This window comes from Pseudomonas iranensis (genome assembly GCF_014268585.2).
GTDB classification, from domain to species: domain Bacteria; phylum Pseudomonadota; class Gammaproteobacteria; order Pseudomonadales; family Pseudomonadaceae; genus Aquipseudomonas; species Aquipseudomonas iranensis.
This window is the reverse complement of record NZ_CP077092.1, coordinates 3,348,156-3,365,489: the sequence shown is the minus strand read 5'-3', so window position 1 is coordinate 3,365,489 and position 17,334 is coordinate 3,348,156. Positions and strand designations below refer to the sequence as shown.

Annotated in this window: 18 protein-coding genes; 3 read left to right on the top strand and 15 right to left on the bottom strand. The window is 58.2% G+C overall.

All coding sequences use genetic code 11. The annotated features are described in order from the left end of the window. Positions 1 to 246 precede the first annotated feature (246 nt). Positions 247 to 1,668, top strand: a complete 1,422-nt coding sequence (gene leuC, locus HU724_RS15055; protein WP_186569646.1) for a 3-isopropylmalate dehydratase large subunit — start codon at positions 247 to 249, stop codon at positions 1,666 to 1,668. A 2-nt stretch (positions 1,669 to 1,670) separates the two neighbouring features. After that, positions 1,671 to 2,276 carry a 3-isopropylmalate dehydratase small subunit gene (gene leuD / locus HU724_RS15050; protein WP_186569647.1) on the top strand — a complete coding sequence of 202 codons (606 nt, stop codon included), beginning with the start codon at positions 1,671 to 1,673 and terminating at the stop codon, positions 2,274 to 2,276. A 56-nt stretch (positions 2,277 to 2,332) separates the two neighbouring features. Here leuD and HU724_RS15045 read toward each other — a convergent pair whose 3' ends face one another. From HU724_RS15045 to HU724_RS15020, 6 genes are all read right to left on the bottom strand, one after another. Continuing rightward, entirely contained in the window at positions 2,333 to 3,250 is a 918-nt protein-coding gene (locus tag HU724_RS15045; protein WP_186569648.1) for a LysR substrate-binding domain-containing protein, read from the bottom strand. A gap of 367 nt (positions 3,251 to 3,617) precedes the next feature. After that, on the bottom strand, positions 3,618 to 5,048 hold the full coding sequence (locus HU724_RS15040) for an amidohydrolase family protein (RefSeq protein WP_186569649.1): 1,431 nt from the start codon (positions 5,046 to 5,048) through the stop codon (positions 3,618 to 3,620). A 40-nt stretch (positions 5,049 to 5,088) separates the two neighbouring features. Beyond that, the gene (locus HU724_RS15035; RefSeq protein WP_186569650.1) at positions 5,089 to 5,892 is read right to left on the bottom strand and encodes an ABC transporter permease; all 804 of its coding nucleotides are present in this window, start codon (positions 5,890 to 5,892) and stop codon (positions 5,089 to 5,091) included. A 19-nt stretch (positions 5,893 to 5,911) separates the two neighbouring features. Next, entirely contained in the window at positions 5,912 to 6,754 is an 843-nt protein-coding gene (locus HU724_RS15030) for an ABC transporter ATP-binding protein (protein ID WP_186569651.1), read from the bottom strand. Positions 6,755 to 6,814: 60 nt separating this feature from the next. Continuing rightward, complete coding sequence (locus HU724_RS15025) at positions 6,815 to 7,840, bottom strand: aromatic ring-hydroxylating dioxygenase subunit alpha (RefSeq protein WP_186569652.1); 1,026 nt, start codon at positions 7,838 to 7,840, stop codon at positions 6,815 to 6,817. A 75-nt stretch (positions 7,841 to 7,915) separates the two neighbouring features. Then, positions 7,916 to 8,938 carry an ABC transporter substrate-binding protein gene (locus HU724_RS15020; RefSeq protein ID WP_186569653.1) on the bottom strand — a complete coding sequence of 341 codons (1,023 nt, stop codon included), beginning with the start codon at positions 8,936 to 8,938 and terminating at the stop codon, positions 7,916 to 7,918. A gap of 666 nt (positions 8,939 to 9,604) precedes the next feature. Here HU724_RS15020 and HU724_RS15015 point away from each other — a divergent pair. Next, complete coding sequence (locus HU724_RS15015) at positions 9,605 to 10,426, top strand: outer membrane protein OmpK (RefSeq protein WP_186569654.1); 822 nt, start codon at positions 9,605 to 9,607, stop codon at positions 10,424 to 10,426. 80 nt (positions 10,427 to 10,506) lie between these two features. Here HU724_RS15015 and HU724_RS15010 read toward each other — a convergent pair whose 3' ends face one another. The 9 genes from HU724_RS15010 to HU724_RS14970 all read right to left on the bottom strand — a co-directional run bounded on the left by HU724_RS15010 (position 10,507) and on the right by HU724_RS14970 (position 17,231). Continuing rightward, complete coding sequence (locus HU724_RS15010; RefSeq protein ID WP_186569655.1) at positions 10,507 to 11,136, bottom strand: cysteine hydrolase family protein; 630 nt, start codon at positions 11,134 to 11,136, stop codon at positions 10,507 to 10,509. Between the two features lie 74 nt (positions 11,137 to 11,210). Continuing rightward, on the bottom strand, positions 11,211 to 11,867 hold the full coding sequence (locus tag HU724_RS15005; protein ID WP_186569656.1) for a DsbA family oxidoreductase: 657 nt from the start codon (positions 11,865 to 11,867) through the stop codon (positions 11,211 to 11,213). Further along, positions 11,864 to 12,079: a tautomerase family protein gene (locus HU724_RS15000; protein ID WP_016774741.1), complete on the bottom strand. Its 216-nt coding sequence runs from the start codon at positions 12,077 to 12,079 to the stop codon at positions 11,864 to 11,866. The genes HU724_RS15005 and HU724_RS15000 overlap by 4 nt, the downstream gene beginning before the upstream one ends. Positions 12,080 to 12,284: 205 nt before the next feature. Continuing rightward, on the bottom strand, positions 12,285 to 12,767 hold the full coding sequence (locus HU724_RS14995) for an HvfA family oxazolone/thioamide-modified RiPP metallophore (RefSeq protein ID WP_186569657.1): 483 nt from the start codon (positions 12,765 to 12,767) through the stop codon (positions 12,285 to 12,287). A 252-nt stretch (positions 12,768 to 13,019) separates the two neighbouring features. After that, on the bottom strand, positions 13,020 to 13,811 hold the full coding sequence (locus HU724_RS14990) for an HvfC family RiPP maturation protein (protein ID WP_186569658.1): 792 nt from the start codon (positions 13,809 to 13,811) through the stop codon (positions 13,020 to 13,022). Continuing rightward, positions 13,804 to 14,688 carry an HvfB family MNIO-type RiPP peptide maturase gene (locus HU724_RS14985; protein ID WP_186569659.1) on the bottom strand — a complete coding sequence of 295 codons (885 nt, stop codon included), beginning with the start codon at positions 14,686 to 14,688 and terminating at the stop codon, positions 13,804 to 13,806. The genes HU724_RS14990 and HU724_RS14985 overlap by 8 nt, the downstream gene beginning before the upstream one ends. Positions 14,689 to 14,799: 111 nt before the next feature. After that, the gene (locus HU724_RS14980) at positions 14,800 to 15,219 is read right to left on the bottom strand and encodes an organic hydroperoxide resistance protein (RefSeq protein ID WP_186569660.1); all 420 of its coding nucleotides are present in this window, start codon (positions 15,217 to 15,219) and stop codon (positions 14,800 to 14,802) included. A 59-nt stretch (positions 15,220 to 15,278) separates the two neighbouring features. Continuing rightward, entirely contained in the window at positions 15,279 to 15,794 is a 516-nt protein-coding gene (locus HU724_RS14975; RefSeq protein WP_186569661.1) for an HvfX family Cu-binding RiPP maturation protein, read from the bottom strand. Between the two features lie 375 nt (positions 15,795 to 16,169). Beyond that, positions 16,170 to 17,231 (bottom strand): SDR family oxidoreductase, encoded by a 1,062-nt coding sequence (locus tag HU724_RS14970; RefSeq protein WP_186569662.1) that lies wholly within the window; start codon positions 17,229 to 17,231, stop codon positions 16,170 to 16,172. Positions 17,232 to 17,334: the final 103 nt, after the last annotated feature.

Sequence of the window (17,334 nt, the reverse complement as noted above, 5' to 3'; positions counted from 1 at the left end):
CACAGATTCCATTCTGTTGGCTCATGGCGCCAGTACTACGCCGCCTTGAATCGCAACACAGTGTCTTGGCGTTGTTCTGCTCAAGATATGACTCCCACAAATGAATGTCCTACAAAAGCACTGGCGATTATTCACGCATCGTGCGCAACGCCTTCACCTTATCGCTATTGATACAGAATCAGCGGCAAAAATAAGCTGTTGACATACCGCACCCATATTCATGCTTAGACCGAAAGAGCCCATTCAATGAATAAGCCAAGAACGCTCTACCAGAAACACATCGACAGCCACACTGTTTGTGCTCTCGATGATCAGGGCCATGTCCTTTTATACATTGACCGCCAAGTCGCCAATGAATACACGAGTCCACAGGCGTTTAGCGGTATGCGTGAAGCAGGTCGCCAGGTTTGGCGCCCGAGCGCGACTTTGGCGGTGGTAGATCACGTTAACCCGACTGCTCCAATTCGTATTGCCACAATGCCAGATGCAGGTGGCGCACAGCAGGTCTCTTACTTCGAAGAAAACTGCCGAGACTTCGGAATTGAACTGTTCGATATTCTCGATAAACGTCAGGGTATTGAGCACGTCGTAGCGCCCGAGCAAGGCTTCATACTGCCTGGCATGATCGTCGCAGCCGGTGACAGTCATACCACGACCTATGGTGCATTGGGCGCGTTTGGTTTCGGCATCGGCACCTCCGAAATAGAACACTTGCTGGCATCACAGACGCTGGTCTACAAACGCTTGAAGACCATGCGTGTAACGGTGAACGGTTTACTTGCAACCGGCGTCACCTCCAAGGACATCATCATGGCTCTGATCGAAAAGATCGGAGCTTCGGGCGCCACAGGTTACGCAATTGAGTTCGCGGGGCCGACGATCAAAGACCTCAGCGTTGAAGCCAGGATGACCATCTGCAACATGGCTGTAGAAGCTGGTGCGAGAGGCGCCTTCATGGCACCGGACGAAAAAGTCTTTGCCTACCTGCAATCCAGGCCCCGCGCACCTCAAGGCGAGATGTGGGAGCAAGCAGTCGCGAAATGGAGAGGACTGCATAGCGACGAAGGTGCTCTGTTTGATTGTGAAGTCACTCTCGATGTTGGTGCGCTGGAACCCATGGTCACCTGGGGGACGAGCCCTGATCAGGCGGCGCCGGTTGGAAGTCGTGTACCAGATCCCGCCAGTCAGACAGACCTCATATTGCGTCAGGGGATGCAACGAGCCTTGGACTACATGGGCCTGGTACCCGGAATGCCGCTCAGCGACGTGATGATCAGCCATGCGTTCATTGGTTCCTGCACCAATGCCAGGATTGAAGACTTGCGTGATGTTGCACGAGTGGTGCGCGGTAAACGAGTCGCTGCCCATGTGCGAGCAATGATCGTCCCGGGATCGACCTTGGTGCGTAGCCAGGCGGAAGAGGAGGGGCTCGCGCAGATTTTCCTGGATGCGGGTTTTGAGTGGCGGCAATCAGGCTGCTCGATGTGCCTGGCCATGAATGATGACGTGCTCGCACCCGGTGACCGGTGTGCATCCAGTACCAATCGCAACTTTGAAGGCCGGCAGGGCGCCGGTGCGCGCACCCATCTGATGAGCCCGGCGATGGTCGCTGCGGCGGCGATTACCGGGCATTTGACTGACGTTCGATCTTTCGCTCTGGAGGCGTGAACATGCAACCTTTCACCACGGTAATCGGCAGTGCAGCACCGTTTTTGGCTTCCAACATCGACACCGACGTCATCATGCCCAAGCAGTTCCTCAAGGGGATCGATCGCAAGGGGCTGGACCAAGGCCTGTTCTTCGATCTGCGATTTCTTGAGTCCGGCGAACCCAATCCAGAGTTCATTCTCAATCAGCCCGCCTGGAACGATGCCGCTTTTCTGGTGGTCGGGCCAAACTTTGGTTGTGGATCAAGCCGCGAGCATGCCGTCTGGGGCTTGAAGCAAGTCGGTATCAGAGCACTCATTGGCACAAGCTTCGCCGGTATTTTTTATGATAACTGCCAGCGAAATGGCGTGCTGGCCATCCAGGTGTCCGAAGCGCAGCTGAAACAAATTGCAGGCGTTATCAGCAACGCAGCAACAGCGAAGATCAACGTGAATCTGCCAGAGCAAACGATCGAATTAGCTGACGGTGCAGTTATTCACTTTGAGATTGATCAATTGCGTAAGCAGTCGCTGTTACTCGGTCTGGATGCCATTGGCACCACGCTTCAGCGTACCGAACAGATTCGCAGCTTTGAAACCCGGTATCTGTCGGAGAATCCCTGGTTGTGAACCAGATGGAAACAGTGTCGACGGTAGATCGCATGCTGGGATCTACCGCCAGGGCATCACTCAACCGATAGATGGCGAAAATACTCTTCGAGAAACTCGACACAAACCCTCAATTTCGCCGACTCACTAAGTCGGGTGGGGTACACAGCCCATACGTTCGCACTTTGAGTGTATTCGTGAAGTACTTGCACCAGTCGTCCTTGTTCCAGCATCGGTTTAACGTCCCACATCGACCGCAACAAGATCCCTCCACCGCTCAACGCCCACTCCAGAACAATCTCACCGTTGTTGGAGGACAAAGGGCCGCTTACGCGCACCGACTCTTCGTGTCCGTCCTTTGTCAGGTTCCAGACGCCGAATGCGTTATTTCGCTCTTTCAGTACCAAGCAATCATGGGCGGTCAGGTCATCTAATGAGTGAGGCATGCCTCGCCGCTCCAGATACCCCGTAGTTGCACACAGCACTCGTCGATTGCTTACAAGTTTTCGCCCCAGGTGCTGACCAGGCAGGTCATCCCCGACACGTATCTCAAGGTCAAACCCTTCGCCGACGATATCGACTACACGGTCAAACACGTCCAGACGGATATCGAGTTTCGGGTAGGTCTGCGATAGTTTGCAAATCGCTGGTGCTACGTGGTTACGTCCAAAACCGAAGCTGCTGCAAATATGCAGCGACCCTGTAGGTTGATGCCGCGCTTCGGATATTTCACCAAGAAATTCCTGGAGGTCTCCCAGCAGTTTTTCTGCCCATTGCCGGGCTCGTTCGCCGTCGTCGGTCAGCGCAATACGTCTTGTTGTGCGGTGCAGCAGCTTTGTGGCTAGAGTCGACTCAAGTACGGAAATGCGTTTGCTTATGTAGGCAGGTGAATAACCCAACTCTTCAGCGGCATTCGCGAAGCCGTTTTTTCGGATAACAGTCAGGAAGACCTTTAAATCTTCCGGCAACGGAAACTGCTCACGATTCGTGTTCATATACCGAATAAAGCCGCCATTTACCTGTAGTGCGGGAATAATAACAGCGATTCAGGCTATCAGCGTTCTATGGCTCTGAGTCTCTATATGCGATACCCACAGGATGATGAAAATACGAAATGAATGAGGATCTGCATGTGGGGGTGGTCGCAGCGACGACGTTCAGCGCGGACAATGGCGTTCATCGATTTTCTACGCGAGCAATTGTTGTAGCAGCGCCTTGTCATACGCCGTCCTCTGCTTTCTTCTCCGGAACCCTAAAACTGTCTGATGACAGTCCCAAGTCGATTACTGCCTTATTTTTCCGTCTACCAGACATTTGATGCGGCCGAGTATTGGCACGGCAGCACGTGCCGGGGAGATCAGCTCATGAGCGTACGCCTGTGGCCTGCTGCAACCGCCGCACCGCGTCCCGAGCCTGGGCGCCGAGTTCGGCCAGGTCGAAGTCAGGCAACTGGTCGTCGTGTACGGTCAACCGGCCACCGACCAGCAAGGCGCGCAAGGTCGGGCGTCCTCCGCCCACCACCGGCCCGATCGCCGGGTCATGCAGGCCGAAGTATCGCGGCTGGTCCAGGCGGTAGATCGCCAGGTCGGCCGCCATGCCCACTTGCACGCTGCCCACGGCGTCCAGCCCCAGCACCCGAGCCCCGCCAGACGTACCCCAGCGCACCACGTCTTCCACCGTGGCCGCGCTGGCACCGCCTTCCTCGTCACCGCCGGCATAACGCGGGCGGGCCCGTTCGCCAAGTCTGGCCCGTTGCATCAGCCAGGCGGCGTGGGTTTCGCTGATCATGTCGCAGGCCTCGTTGGAAGCGGCGCCATCCACGCCAATCGACACCGGCATTCCCGCAGCCTCCATGGCCACCACATCGGCAATGCCACTGCCCAGGCGGCCATTGCTTTGCGGGCAATGGGCAATGCCCGTACTGCTGGCCCCGAGCATGCGGATTTCCTCGGCGTCGAGTTTCACCAAATGCGCGAACCACACGTCCGGCCCCAGCCACTCGTACTCGGCACAGAACGCCACTGGCGACATGCCGTGGCGTTGCTGCACCTCATTTTGATATTCGACGGTTTCGCTCAGATGGCTGTGCAGGCGAATGCCCAGTCGCCGGGCGACCCGGGCGGTTTCGCGCAGGTGTTCGGCAGGCATGGAGTAGGGCGGGCTGGTGGGCGCCATCACCACCCGCCGCCAGGCATCGGCGGCCGGGTCGTGGTAGCGCCGCACCAGACGCTCGACGTCGTCCAGGTATTGCTCCAGGGTCTCCGGCCCGGCCACGGACTGGCCTCCGGCTTGTCGTGCTTGCGTGGCGCCGCCACGGCAGAGGACAAACCGCAGCCCCAGCCGTTCGGCTTCCTCGAACAGCACCTCGGCACTGTCAAAGTCCATGCCCGGCAAGTACAGGTAATGATGGTCTGCGACGGTGGCGCAGCCGGATCGTGCCAATTCGACCAGGCCAATGCGCGCGGCGAGGCGAAAGCTGTGCTCGTCAAACGCGCCGCGATAGCGATAGGGCACGGCACCCAGCCAGGCTCCCAGACTCTGGTCGATACCTGCGGGAATGCCTTTGAGCAGCGACTGAAACAGGTGATGGTGGGTATTGACCCACGCCGGGTAGACCACGCAATCGGTGGCATCCAGCACTCGCTCGCCGGGCTGGGGTTGCAGGGCGCCGATGGCGCTGATGCGGCCGTCGACGATACGGATATCAGGCCCGGCGTGGCGCGCCGCTGCACCGGACAAACCGGTGAGAATGGCGCTGGCGTTACGTACCAGCCAGCTGTTTTGAATCTTCATGTCAGGCTCCATACGCCGCATCTGCGGCGGATTCAAAGGGTCAGCCGAGTTCGCTTTCATGCCAGTTGCGCAGGCTCAACCGGGCCAGCAAGGCCATCAGGCTGAATAACGCGACACCGGTCAAGGCGATCAGCAGCAGGGCAGCGAACAGCCTTGGAATATTCAGTTGAAAGCCAGCCTGGAGGATCTGATACGCCAGCCCTGCACCGGTGCCCCCGGTGCCGGCAACGAACTCCGCCACCACCGCGCCGATCAACGCCAGCCCGCCGGCAATGCGCAGCCCGGCAAAAAAACACGGCAGGGCGCTGGGAATGCGCAGGCGCAACAGCACCTGCCAGCGGCTGGCGCGGTTCAGGCGGAACAGATTGAGCAGGCCGGGGTTGACGCTGCGCAAGCCGAGTACGGTGTTGGCGATGATCGGGAAAATCGCCACCAGGGTTGCGCAAATAATCAACGCCAGCGTGGTGTTGCTGCACCAGATGATGATCAGCGGTGCCACGGCCACCACCGGCGTCACCTGCAACAGGATGGCGTAGGGAAACAGGCTGGCTTCCAGTACACGGCTCTGCACAAACACAAAGGCCGCCAGGGTGCCGATAAGCACCGCCAGGGCAAAGGAGAAAAAAGTGATCTTCAAGGTCATCCACAATGCACCGAACAGCATCGGGCCATCGCTGATCAGGGTACGGCCGATATCGACCGGGGAGGGCACCAGATACACCGGCACCTTCCAGGCCACACATGCCAATTGCCACAGACCCAGCAATACCGCGCCGAGCAGCAGCGGCGAGACGATGCGCAACACCGTGGGGTGACGTAACCAGGGAGTAAAGGACGGGTTCATGAGCGGGCTCTCAATAAAGTCAGCAAGGATCGCCATTGGCCTCGGCCAGGAGCTGCGACAGGCGTGCGCACTGCGCGATAAAGGCCGCAGATGTGCGGTAGGCCTCGTCTCGTTTCAAGGGGCCGTCGATTTCGATGTCGGCGATTACTCGGCCCGGGCGCGCACCCATCACCACCACCCGCGATGACAGGTAGACGGCTTCGAAAATGCTGTGGGTGACGAACACCACGGTCAGGTCGCGGCTAGCCCACAGCTGACGCAGGTCGCTGTCGAGCTTGTTGCGGGTGAACTCATCCAGGGCGCCGAAGGGCTCGTCCATCAGCAGCAGATTGGGCTCGGTGGCCAAGGCCCGGGCGATGGACGCGCGCATTTGCATGCCGCCGGACAGTTCCCGCGGGTACACCTGGCTGAAGCGGTCCAAGCCGACAAGGGCAAGGGCGGCGTCGACCTTTGGCTGGCTCTGCGCTTTGGGCACATTGGCCAGATCCAGCGGCAGGCGCACGTTGTCGCTGACCTTCGCCCAAGGCATCAGGGTCGCCTCCTGGAACACCATCGCCAGGCTTTGCCCTTGGGTCGGGCTGGCCGGGCTGTCTTTGCCCCACCAGCGCACGTGGCCGGCGGAGGGCTTTTCGAGGCCGGCGAACATTTTCAGCAGGGTGCTCTTGCCGCAGCCCGAAGGGCCGAGCAATGAAACAAACTCGCCGCGCTGAATGGCCAGCTTCACCCGGCTCAAGGCCTGGGTGCCGTTGCTGTAGGTTTTTTCCACCTGATTGGCGAACAGCGGTGTTTTCACGCCGACGCTGTCGCCCCGTGGCAACGCCTGTGGCAGGGCGTTGGCCCCAGTTATGGTTTGCATCAACATAGCGCTCTCCCCTTGGGTCATGAGCGTCCGGTAAAGCCCCGGCACACCGGGGCGCTGACTTCAATGGCTGAGGAACACTTCACTTTCACCGTGAGCTTCGAGCAGGCCCAGCAATTGCCGGCGAATCACCAGGCCAGGCTTGTCCGACGGCATGTGCAGTTCCACTCGCCGGCGAGTATCGACACAGGCGTCGTAATCGGTGGCTTCGAGGATGTCGCGGTCTTCGGCGGTGATCGCTGCGTCCCAGTCGATCAGTTCCTGGGTCGAACATTGCTCTTCACTGTCATTGCGATACAACCACTGGACCAGCATCAGGCGCCCGTCTTCCATGGGGGTCGCGCAGTTGTAGATGATGTGATGGATGCCGCTGTCCGGGTACATGCAGCCAAAGCGCCGGGAGAACGGCAGGTAATAGCGGTTGATCAGGTGGCGCTGGGTAATCGGCTCGCGGGTGCCGGTGATGCGATAGCTTTCCTCAGGATTGCGGATCGGCACCCGGGTCTCCGCCTCGAAGCCATAGTCGGTTTCGCGAAACTCGTAGCCGGCCGGCGCGGGCTGGTCGAAAAGGCCGAAGTTGGCTTTGTGGACGAAGGAAAAATGCGAGTTGTCAAAGGAGTTTTCCATGACCCGCAGCGGGCTGGTTTTCCACTCTTCATAAAACTGGAAGATGCGCCGGTAGCCCGGGACGCCATCCTCGGGAAACTCAGGGATTGGTTGCAGAGGATCGTCGAGGGCAACCCAGGCGTAGCCGTATTTTTCCTGGCAGTGAAAGGCCTGGACCGAGGCGCCCGGCGGAATCATGCCAGCGGGGTTTTGCGGGATCTTCACGCAGGTGCCGGTGCAGTCGTATTCCCAGCCGTGATAGCCGCAGGCGATGTTGCCGTCCTCGCTGACAAAACCTTTCGAGAGCTTGGCGGTGCGGTGGCAGCAACGGTCGCGCATGGCCACCGGGGTGCCGTCGGGGCGCTTCCACAGCACCAGCGCCTCACCGAGTAAAGTGAAGGGCTGCGGGCCGGCATCCAGCGCGGTCATGGGCAGCAGGGCATACCAGAAACGGCGCAATACAGGTTGTTTGGTGACCAACATAACAAGTGTCCTCACGGTATTCGTTCAGCCGGCTCTTGGGCTCGGGCTCTGGGTTCAGCAGTCTTGCAATCAGGCTCAGCGGCTGGCGGACTGTTCGGCGTCAGGCAGCACCTTCAGATCCTCGACGAAGCGCGTGGTGTAGGCCTTCTGCCAAGGCGCATCGGCACCGAGCAGGCCGGCGTCGACCATGAAGTTTCGGGTGGCCTGCCAGCGCGCATCGCTCATCACACCGATGCCTTGGGTGGCGGCATCACCGCCGGTGACCAGGCGATATTGCTTGAGCGTCGACAAGCCCCAGGCGAGCAATTCACCGCTCATGTTCGGGTTATCAGCCTTGATCAGGTGGTTGGCGCTCGGGTTGTCGAGGTAGCGCTTCCAGCCCTCCATCGAGGCGCGAACGAAGCGCTGGACTCGCTCAGGATGCTGATCGATCACGTCCTGGCGAGTGGCCAGGGTCGAGCCGTAGGGCGGGTAACCAGCGTCGGCAAACAGGAAGAAGTTGGCTTTCTCCCCGGCCTTCAACGCCTGGAACAACTCGGAGCTGGCATAGGCCTGCTGCGTGGTGTTGGCGTTCGCGAGGAAGGGTTGCAGGTTGAAGGTGTAGGGGCGGGCCTGGCTGTCCTTGAGCTGATATTTTTCCTTGAGCCACGGCCACCACGTTTGCTGGCCGGAGGTGGACACCAGCACCTGTTTGTTCTGCAACGCATCCAGGCCGCTCACATCGGCATGGGTCAGCAGACCCTGAGGATCACCTTGAAAGGGTGCGGCCACGGCCACTACCGGCAGGCCTTGCTCCACACTTTTGAGAATCTGCAAGTCGTAGTTGACGATGAAATCGGCCTGCTTGTTGAGCAGCAACTGCATGCCATTGACCTGCGGCCCACCCATGCGGATGGTCACGTCCAGGCCTTCTTTTTCATACAGTCCATCCGCCAGGGCCTGGTAGAAACCGCCCTGTTCGGCTTGGGCATACCAGGAAGTGAGCAGCACCACCTTGTCATTGGCCAAAGCCAGTGGAGACGCGATCAGGGCGGCGGGCACAAGCGCCATGGCCAGTAGCGAGCGAAGCGGTTGACCCAAGGCAAAGCGAATTTTCATGATGTGTTCTCCACAACGATTCGAAAACCGCCGCGCGCCAATCGGCACGCCAGCGAGGGACCGATTGGAGAGAACATGGGGAGGAGAGAGGGCGCGTATGCGTAGTTACACGGCTGACAGTTCTCTCTTGCCCGGGGCGCTGGCGCCGCGTTCAAGCATCCAATCGGACGTACGCCCACAGGGAAGGGCGCAAGAGCAATGCCCGGTGCCATTGCTGGCACTGACCGCTTCTACTCGAAAGTGGTAATAGCCAAAAGTGTGCCAAGCCGTCGCAGGCCCGCCCTCACGGGATCCGGCGGGCGAGGCAATCAGCAGGAGGTGGGCAGGCGAATCGCAACGGTGCGAATCCAAGTGAGCGCGCCTCAAACTGGTGCGCAACCGATGGCTGAAAAGTATTCATTTTTACGCATCGATTGTGCTGGATCAGGATTGAAGATTGTATTCGCTCAGTTGGCACAACCTCTGCTTAGTCCGGAATCGAGTAGAAGCGGTCAGCACAGAGGGCTCTCAACAGAACCCGAGGTGCAGGGCATTGCTCTGGCGGCATTACGCCGCGCACCCGGCAAGGGTCGCCCCTCGTTAATTTGAGGGCCAGAGCAGCTGCTTGATCCGCAGCTCGGGCATGCCTTGCCGGTGATATCCGCCATCACCTGACAAGGGCAGCCCATGAACGCATCGCGTACTCCATTACTTGCACCTTCACTGCTGCGTCGCAGCCTGGCGCCGCTGTTAGCTCTGGCCAGCGCCGGCGCCGAAGCTGGCCCTCTGTTGTGGAACGACAACAGCTTGAGCTACCTCTACGGCGAGCATTTCAAAGTCGACGGCACTGGCGACGATACTCAGCAAACGCTGAGCTTCGAACACGCCAGCGGCTGGACGTGGGGCGATATCTTCATGTTCGTCGACAACAAATGGTCCAGCGGACTCTCGGGTGCCGACGGCCATTCCTACTACGGTGAATTCTCCCCACGGCTGTCGCTGGGCAAAATCAGTGACCGCTCCCTGAGCTATGGCATCGTCAAGGACGTCCTCATCGCCGCCACCTACGAGCGCGGTGAAAACCGCAATCGCAAATACCTGCTGGGTCCCGCTGTCGACCTCGTGCTTCCAGGCTTCGATCGCTTTTCCCTGAACACCTACTATCGCAAACCCGACGGCATCACCGGTAAGGCCTCAGGTCAATGGCAGATCAACCCGACCTGGTCCATGACCCTCCCGGTGGGTCGCTCCGACATTCTTTTCGACGGCTATCTGGAGTGGTACGTCAACGATGTCGGCAACAAAGGCACCTCCAACTATGTGGCCAGGAGCTTTCACTTCAACCCACAAGTCAAATACGACGTGGGCAAGGCGCTGGGGCAACAGCAAAAACGTTTTTATGCGGGACTTGAGTGGGATTACTGGTCGAATAAATACGGGATTGAAGACACAAGCGGATTCCCTACCGACCAGAACGCGTTGAGTCTCTTGCTCAAGGTGCATTTTTGACGGGGCCGATCGCCAATTGCAGAAAGCGGCCTTGACGCACCACCTCGGCAAACTGGCGAAATCGGTGAGGTTCATCGCCGCTACCCCTGCGCTGCCAGCGCTTCAATCAGTTCCTGGGTGGTGACGATTGAATGAGCGAAAGTCGGCCCGTTCAACTCGTGGGCGGCGTGCATCATTTCCGCACGGAATGCGGCGGTCGCATCGCGCACCAGGGTGACGTGGTAGCCCAATTCCGAGGCGTAGCGGGCGGTCGCTTCGATGCAGGTGTTGGCGAGCAGGCCGACGATGATCACGTGGGTGATGCCTTTCTGCTTCAGGCGAAAATCAAGGTCGGTATTGGCAAAGCCGCTGGAGCCCCAATGTTCCTGCACGACAATGTCGCCGTCCTTCGGCGCAAAATCGGGATGCCATTCGCCGCCCCATTCACCGCGTGCGAAGTGGTGCATGTGCATGATTTTGCACTGGGTCGGTGTTGGATGATCCCAGCCTTCGTAGTCGCCATGTTCCCAACGGTGGTGCGGCACGATGACCACCGGAATGTTCTGCGCTCGTACGGCGCGATCGAGGGCTCGCAGGTTGTCGAGCAGCCCGACCTGTTCGGCAATCGGCTTGATCAAGGGGAAGACCTTGCCGTTTTCCGAGAGAAAATCGTTGTAAGGATCGACCAGCAGGTAAGCGGTGCGGTTCAGCGGATAAGAGGCGTTCGACATGACGATGTACTCCGCAAAAGTTGAGTGACCGATGCTGTGGGCTTGACCGCGCATCGTGCTGGTAAATCGCTTTGTCAGGCCGGGGCAGACTCTCGTGCCACTTGCCTGAGGATTTGTTCGTATTCCTTGACGGATAGCGATCCGGACACCAACTGGCGACCGTTCAGCACCATGGCCGGGACCGAATTAATCCCGCGCTCAAGGTAAAAACTCTCAAGTTCACGGACCTCGAGAGCGAACGCCTCGCTAGCCAAAATCTCTCGGGCGCGGGTGGTTGAAAGTCCCGCTTCAGCGGCCAGGCGCACCAGTGTTTCGTGGTCGCTTGGGTTCTCGCCATTGGTGAAATAAGCCTCGATCAGGATTTTCTTCAGCGCGACCTGGCGGCCTTCCTGCACGGCCCAGAACAGAAGGCGATGGGCATCGAAGGTGTTGTAGAAATGGCTGCGCTTTTCCAGGTCGAACTGAAAACCGATGGCCTTGCCACGCGCGACGATCATTTCATTGCGCGAGGCGACTTCTTCGGCGCTGCGCCCGTATTTGCGCATCATGTGCTTGATGGCGTGCTCGCCCTCGGCCGGCATGTCCGGGTTCAGTTCGAACGGCTTGTAGGTCAGCTCCACGGCAACCTCGCCGGCAACGTTCGCCATGGCTTGTTCCAGCGCCGTGGCGCCGAGTGCGCACCAGGGGCACACCACATCCGACACAAAGTCGATACTGACGGGGAAGGTCATTTCTTCGACTCCGTCAGTTGTTGGCGGTACTCGGTGGTGGTAATTCCGGCATAGCCCCAGTTGTCGGTGTCGACCTCTTCAATAACGATATGGGTGAGGTGCGGGTCCTTGTTGAGGACTGTTTGCATGGTTTTGGTGATCTCGGCGATGACTTGGGATTTCTGTTCTTTGGTAACGCCGTCGCGAGTGATACGAACGCTGATGAAAGGCATGGGATAAGTCTCCAGTAGGCGCCCCATCGATATGAAGAGGGGAGCAGTGGGATGGACTTTAGAGTGTTGCGTTCAGGGGATAAATCAGGGGCGGAGAACATCACTTATAACGCGATGTAATCAATACAACTGGGGGCTTTGCAGAAGGTAAATCGCCCTCCCTGGCTGCAGGCGCGGGGGAGGGCGAATGCTATGGCGGGAGGAATCAGTTTTGCGCTTTGCTCATGCGGGTAAATAGCTCGGTGGGTACTTTCTTGCCATTGGAAATGTACTGGTTGGTTCTGAACTTGTAGACCTCACCTTCCGAAAGAAAACCATCGTGGTTGGTGTCCATTGCTTTGAATTCTTCACCGCCCTGAGGCGCTACAGCCAGCAGTTCTTTAAGAGAGACGAGGCCATCATGGTCGGTGTCTGTGCGAGCGAAAGAGTCGTCGCCACATTTGCCTTCACCGCACTTGCCTTCGGCAGTAGCGGACTTGTCGCTGGTTTCGCTGGCCCCGCATTTGCCTTCTCCACATTTGCCCTCGCCACATTTGCCTTCGCCGGTTTTATCGGCCGATGCCAGTTGGTAGCCTTGGGACAAAGGCTCAACAGCAAAAGCCGCAGACGATGCCAGGCTCATGCCACTGGCTAAAGCAATTGCGGCCAGGCCGAGACTGGTTTTGTTCGACATTGGTTTACGGTACATAGTGCTTCTCCAGATGCTTTGCGCGGCCAGGCCGCGGTTCATGCCACAGGGCGGATAGACCCTCAAGGAAGCTCGAGGCGAAGGGCGCAAGTGTCGTCCACTTCGATACAGCGTCCTTGTTCGGGTAGGCCTATTTAGCGGGAGTCATGTATCGGCGATGTATCGGCGAGCGGAGCATTTGTAAGCCAATCCCAAGACTTCGCGTTTGGGTACATAGAGATACAAAAACCGACCTCAGCCTTTGCTCGTCAGTCAGGACAACAGCTTTAACACGGGTGTCGCGGCTACGCCGACGGCAGCTTGCGCATGCAGCTGGCGCAGCAGCACCAGTGCGTCAGCGACGAAGCGGGTCACGTCTGAAGCACCAGCCTGCGCAGCCAAAGCGTGCAACTGCGCTCGACCGTCCATGTCAGGGAACTGCTCGATCCGCTGCAACAAACGGAACGCGAGAGGGCTGACCTGGGAGAATTGCACTTGGCCACTCGGCGCACGGCTGATCAGCAGCAACGTCGGTTGTTCTGGCGGTCCAGAAGGCAGATGACCGGGCCCGAGACGATGTACGGCCCAGGTGTAAGCCAGCGGCCAGACGAGCGGGGAGAGCCTGAGGGGACGATCGAGTAGCTGTTCTGCATCACTGACTTTTAACGGCGCAGCGTCCAACTGTTGCAGCGCCATTTCCACCCACTCGTAATGAGCCAATTCAGGCAAGAACGGGTACCAAGGGTGTTCGTGACCGGGCGAGTCTTCCAGGCTTGCTACGAAGTCTACAAACTCACGAGCAATCTCTCCGAAGCGTGGTGTTTGCGCGCGGTAATCACGCAAAAAACGTCGTACCAGCGCACGCCAGCCGGCATCACCCAGCACGGCAACCAGCACCGGAAACGTTCCGCCCAGCAACCCCAACAGATTGTTCAACACCAGGTTGAGATAGACCTGCGCTCTTGCAGGATTCATCTGCGCTGGCGGCGCATAACTGTCCGGGTCACGCAGGTAACGGGTCAGCGCGAGCTGCTGACTGTGCAAACTTGAAGTGGAGTCAGCCATCGACAGTCACCCGCACCAAAGCATTGGCGTCGCGTTGCAAGCGCCTGATGGTGTTCAGCTCAGCGACCAGTTCGTCGTAGTACGGAAAGTTGAAATCGCGCTCCAGCAGGGTTGGCTTCACACCAAAGAGGCCATAAGCCTGGCCCAGCAATGACCAGACTACTGGTTTGACCGAGGCGCCATGGGTGTCGATGATCAGGTCATCAGCTTCGTCGTAATGCCCAGCCACATGCATGGCGACTACGCGTTCGGGTTCCAGGCCGGCGAGGAAAACCGCTGGATCAAAGCGGTGGTTCACTGAGTTGACGTACACATTGTTTACGTCGAGCAACAGGTCGCAATCCGCCTCGCGGAGTACTGCATTGGTGAACGTCAGTTCGTCCATGTCCTGATGAGCAGCGGCGTAGTAAGAGACGTTTTCTACAGCAAGACGACGACCGAGAATGTCCTGTGCACGGCGGATGCGCGCAGCAACGTGATGAACGGCCTCCTCAGTGAATGGCAACGGTAGCAGGTCGTATAAATGGCCATCGTCACTGCAGTAACTGAGGTGTTCGCTATAGAACGGCACGTTGAAGCGATCAAGAAACCCTCGTACTTGCTCAAGAAAAGATTCGTCCAGCGGCGCACTGCCACCCAGCGACAGTGACAGGCCATGGCATGACAGCGGATAGCGTTCAGCCAGCAACTGCAAGGCCTCACCATGAGCGCCACCGATGCCGATCCAGTTCTCTGGAGCAACCTCTAGAAAATCGAAATCACCGACTGGAGCGTCACGGAGCGTGTTAAGCAGCGCACGGCGCAATCCCAGCCCGACGGTCCCCTCAAGGGGGATCTGTGGATCTAAATGCGTTGGTGATGAAGTGTTCGTTTGCATGAGCTCAATATTCCAATTCGACGTCTGGAACACCCGATCCACAGCACCCCACGGTTACCGCTGGCAGCCGCGGGGTGTGAATCGGGGATTTGAAACCCTCCACGGTTCTTCTCAAACGAGGTTGATCACCACGTTGATGTTGTTCCGCGTCGCTTTGGAGTACGGGCATGTCTGGTGTGCAGTATCGATCAGGTCTTGAGCGACGTTGCGATCCAGCCCGGGAAGGGAGACGTTGAGGCGAGCCTGGAGGAAATAAGCGCCATCGGTTGTGCCTAGATCGACTTCGGCGTCGACGGTAAGGTCAACCGGGAGAGTGACTTTCAGCTTGCTCGCCGCAAGCCCCATCGCGCCGATAAAACAAGCCGACCAACCTGCGGCGAACAATTGCTCTGGGTTGGTACCGGCGCCAGAGGTGCCTGGCGACGACAGCTTTATATCCAGTCGGCCGTCGTCACTGAGGGCGGTGCCATTACGACCACCCGAGGAGGTATGGACTTTGCCGGTGTACAGCACTTTATCAATATGGGTCATGATGAAACTCCTGATTACTAGTGGGGTTGAGAGCGATAACCTTGGTGACGCGATAACACTCAGCGCGCATTCAAACGCTTGAGATACCGACCGATGCATGCATCCAGGCTCAGCTTGCCGGCGCCTGTGAATACCAGTGGCAGAAGTGCGACGAGATAGATCAACGGCAGCTTGAAATTGCCGTAGCCTTTGTTGCTGATGGAGTACCCCATAGCCAGTTCGCTCAACGTCGACCACTCTGCTGGCCAGTGAACTGCGGCAGTTGCCACGACGGTGACCACTATGAGGATCAGTGCCGAAAGACGTGTTCCCAGGCCGACAAGCAAAGCAATGGAACAGAGCAGTTCTGCCCACATGGATAACTGCCAATTGAACGTAGCCGGCAGCTGATTGAAGGGAAAAGGAAAGGCCCCTTGAATGCTCGGGAACCAGTTCTCACCGTTCCACTTTTCCCATCCCGCTTCAAAAAATTCCCAAGCCAGAAAAACGCGCAGGCTTAAAGGGGCGATCCAGTCCCCAGCGCGATCGAGATTAAGTTGCAGCCGATTCAAGACCGATGACGCGTTTGTTCGCATTGGTTTAATCCTCCGACTCGTCGTCAAGAAAGTGGAAGCCGTTCAGGTGCTCCCAATGACAGGTGTCAGGCACAGGAGCACTGCGCTGGCCGTGAGCGCAGTTCATCGTGCTGGTGTATCTCGCTTGTGTCTGAGGGGGCGGGAAGATCAATGTTGTGTAACGTGTTTGCGTCCGTACACACTTGGATACAGAGCGATACCTGTCGAAGGCGCTATTTTGGAGTTGGGATATACGATCGGCTGCGTTCTGCCGGTGAATGGCGGGAGGATTTCGCAGGGCGAATGAACGTGGCAGAGGAAGGGGGTGAGGGCGTGGAAAGTACTGTTGAATGAGGGGGGCACGCCAGGTGCCCCACCTTATCTTTCTGGAAACGCCTAAGGTATCAAGCGCATCTCCCGCAGCCTGTCGAACACGTCAAAAAATGCCTGATCGCTCGCTTGGTAGGCAGTGAAGCCCATCAGGCGGCTTTTCGACATGTCCGTGACCACTTCGATAGGGCGACCGAGATCTGCATCGGTATGCCATGGGGAAATCAGGCGACCGATATCGGATTCTTTCAAATCGTGTTCGGCGACTATTTGCGTCCATACGGCTTGATCGTCAGCCATCTGCTTCTCTAGAGGCGAGGGTGACGCGGGATAGTCAGCAGCAGGCAGGTCGAAGTATTCGGCAATTCGGCTCCATATCCATTTCCACCGGAATACATCGCCATTGGTGATATTGAATGCCTGATTTGCGGCAGCCGGCGCGGTGGCCGCCCACAGTTGCTGTTTCGCCAACTGCCGCGCATCGGTCATGTCGGTGAGGCTGTCCCACTGCACCCTGGATCCGGGAAACACAAAAGGGCGATTGGTGTGTTTGCAAATCGAGGCATAGACGGCGAGGGTGGTCGCCATGTTCATCGCATTGCCCACGGCCACCCCAGTGACGGTATGCGGGCGATGAACGCTCCAAGTGAAACCGTCCTTTTCCGCAGCGGCGAAGAGTTCGTCTTCCTGAGCGTAATAGAAATTCTCGACATCCAGACGACCCTGTTCTTCGCGAAACGGTGTCTGCGGCAGGCTGCCTTTACCATAGGCTTCGAACGGGCCGAGGTAGTGTTTCAGGCCGGTAACCAGTGCTACGTGTTTGACGCTTTTCGCTGGGCGAATGGCGGCGAGGACGTTGCGCACCATGGCCGCATTGACGCGAATGTTCTCGGCCTCCGTGGCTTGCCGCGACCATGTCGTAATGAACACATGCGTGGGTTTCACATCCCTCAGCGCCTGTTCCAGAGAAGCAGGATCCTGAAGGTCTGCCGCCACAGGAATCACGCCGTGCGCTTGCGATGGATGTCTCGACAGCGCAGCGACTTGCCACTGGTTGTCGATGAGTAACTGGGTGATGGCGCTGCCGACGATGCCGCTGGCGCCCACGACTAGAGCTGTCTGGGTCATAGGTTTCTCCTGGATTTGAATTTGGGAGTCCTGCTAAGCAACAGAGGTTCAACCTGAAAATCCGTTAGAGTGCGCGCTACTCCCCGTTAAAGCCTGTGAGAAA

Bases quoted from the DNA above. Each gene is read 5' to 3' on its own strand.
- leuC (WP_186569646.1), top strand. From the start codon at position 247: ATGAATAAGCCAAGAACGCTCTACCAGAAACACATCGACAGCCACACT.
- leuD (WP_186569647.1), top strand. From the start codon at position 1,671: ATGCAACCTTTCACCACGGTAATCGGCAGTGCAGCACCGTTTTTGGCT.
- HU724_RS15045 (WP_186569648.1), bottom strand. From the start codon at position 3,250: ATGAACACGAATCGTGAGCAGTTTCCGTTGCCGGAAGATTTAAAGGTC.
- HU724_RS15040 (WP_186569649.1), bottom strand. From the start codon at position 5,048: ATGAAGATTCAAAACAGCTGGCTGGTACGTAACGCCAGCGCCATTCTC.
- HU724_RS15035 (WP_186569650.1), bottom strand. From the start codon at position 5,892: ATGAACCCGTCCTTTACTCCCTGGTTACGTCACCCCACGGTGTTGCGC.
- HU724_RS15030 (WP_186569651.1), bottom strand. From the start codon at position 6,754: ATGTTGATGCAAACCATAACTGGGGCCAACGCCCTGCCACAGGCGTTG.
- HU724_RS15025 (WP_186569652.1), bottom strand. From the start codon at position 7,840: ATGTTGGTCACCAAACAACCTGTATTGCGCCGTTTCTGGTATGCCCTG.
- HU724_RS15020 (WP_186569653.1), bottom strand. From the start codon at position 8,938: ATGAAAATTCGCTTTGCCTTGGGTCAACCGCTTCGCTCGCTACTGGCC.
- HU724_RS15015 (WP_186569654.1), top strand. From the start codon at position 9,605: ATGAACGCATCGCGTACTCCATTACTTGCACCTTCACTGCTGCGTCGC.
- HU724_RS15010 (WP_186569655.1), bottom strand. From the start codon at position 11,136: ATGTCGAACGCCTCTTATCCGCTGAACCGCACCGCTTACCTGCTGGTC.
- HU724_RS15005 (WP_186569656.1), bottom strand. From the start codon at position 11,867: ATGACCTTCCCCGTCAGTATCGACTTTGTGTCGGATGTGGTGTGCCCC.
- HU724_RS15000 (WP_016774741.1), bottom strand. From the start codon at position 12,079: ATGCCTTTCATCAGCGTTCGTATCACTCGCGACGGCGTTACCAAAGAA.
- HU724_RS14995 (WP_186569657.1), bottom strand. From the start codon at position 12,767: ATGTACCGTAAACCAATGTCGAACAAAACCAGTCTCGGCCTGGCCGCA.
- HU724_RS14990 (WP_186569658.1), bottom strand. From the start codon at position 13,811: ATGGCTGACTCCACTTCAAGTTTGCACAGTCAGCAGCTCGCGCTGACC.
- HU724_RS14985 (WP_186569659.1), bottom strand. From the start codon at position 14,688: ATGCAAACGAACACTTCATCACCAACGCATTTAGATCCACAGATCCCC.
- HU724_RS14980 (WP_186569660.1), bottom strand. From the start codon at position 15,219: ATGACCCATATTGATAAAGTGCTGTACACCGGCAAAGTCCATACCTCC.
- HU724_RS14975 (WP_186569661.1), bottom strand. From the start codon at position 15,794: ATGCGAACAAACGCGTCATCGGTCTTGAATCGGCTGCAACTTAATCTC.
- HU724_RS14970 (WP_186569662.1), bottom strand. From the start codon at position 17,231: ATGACCCAGACAGCTCTAGTCGTGGGCGCCAGCGGCATCGTCGGCAGC.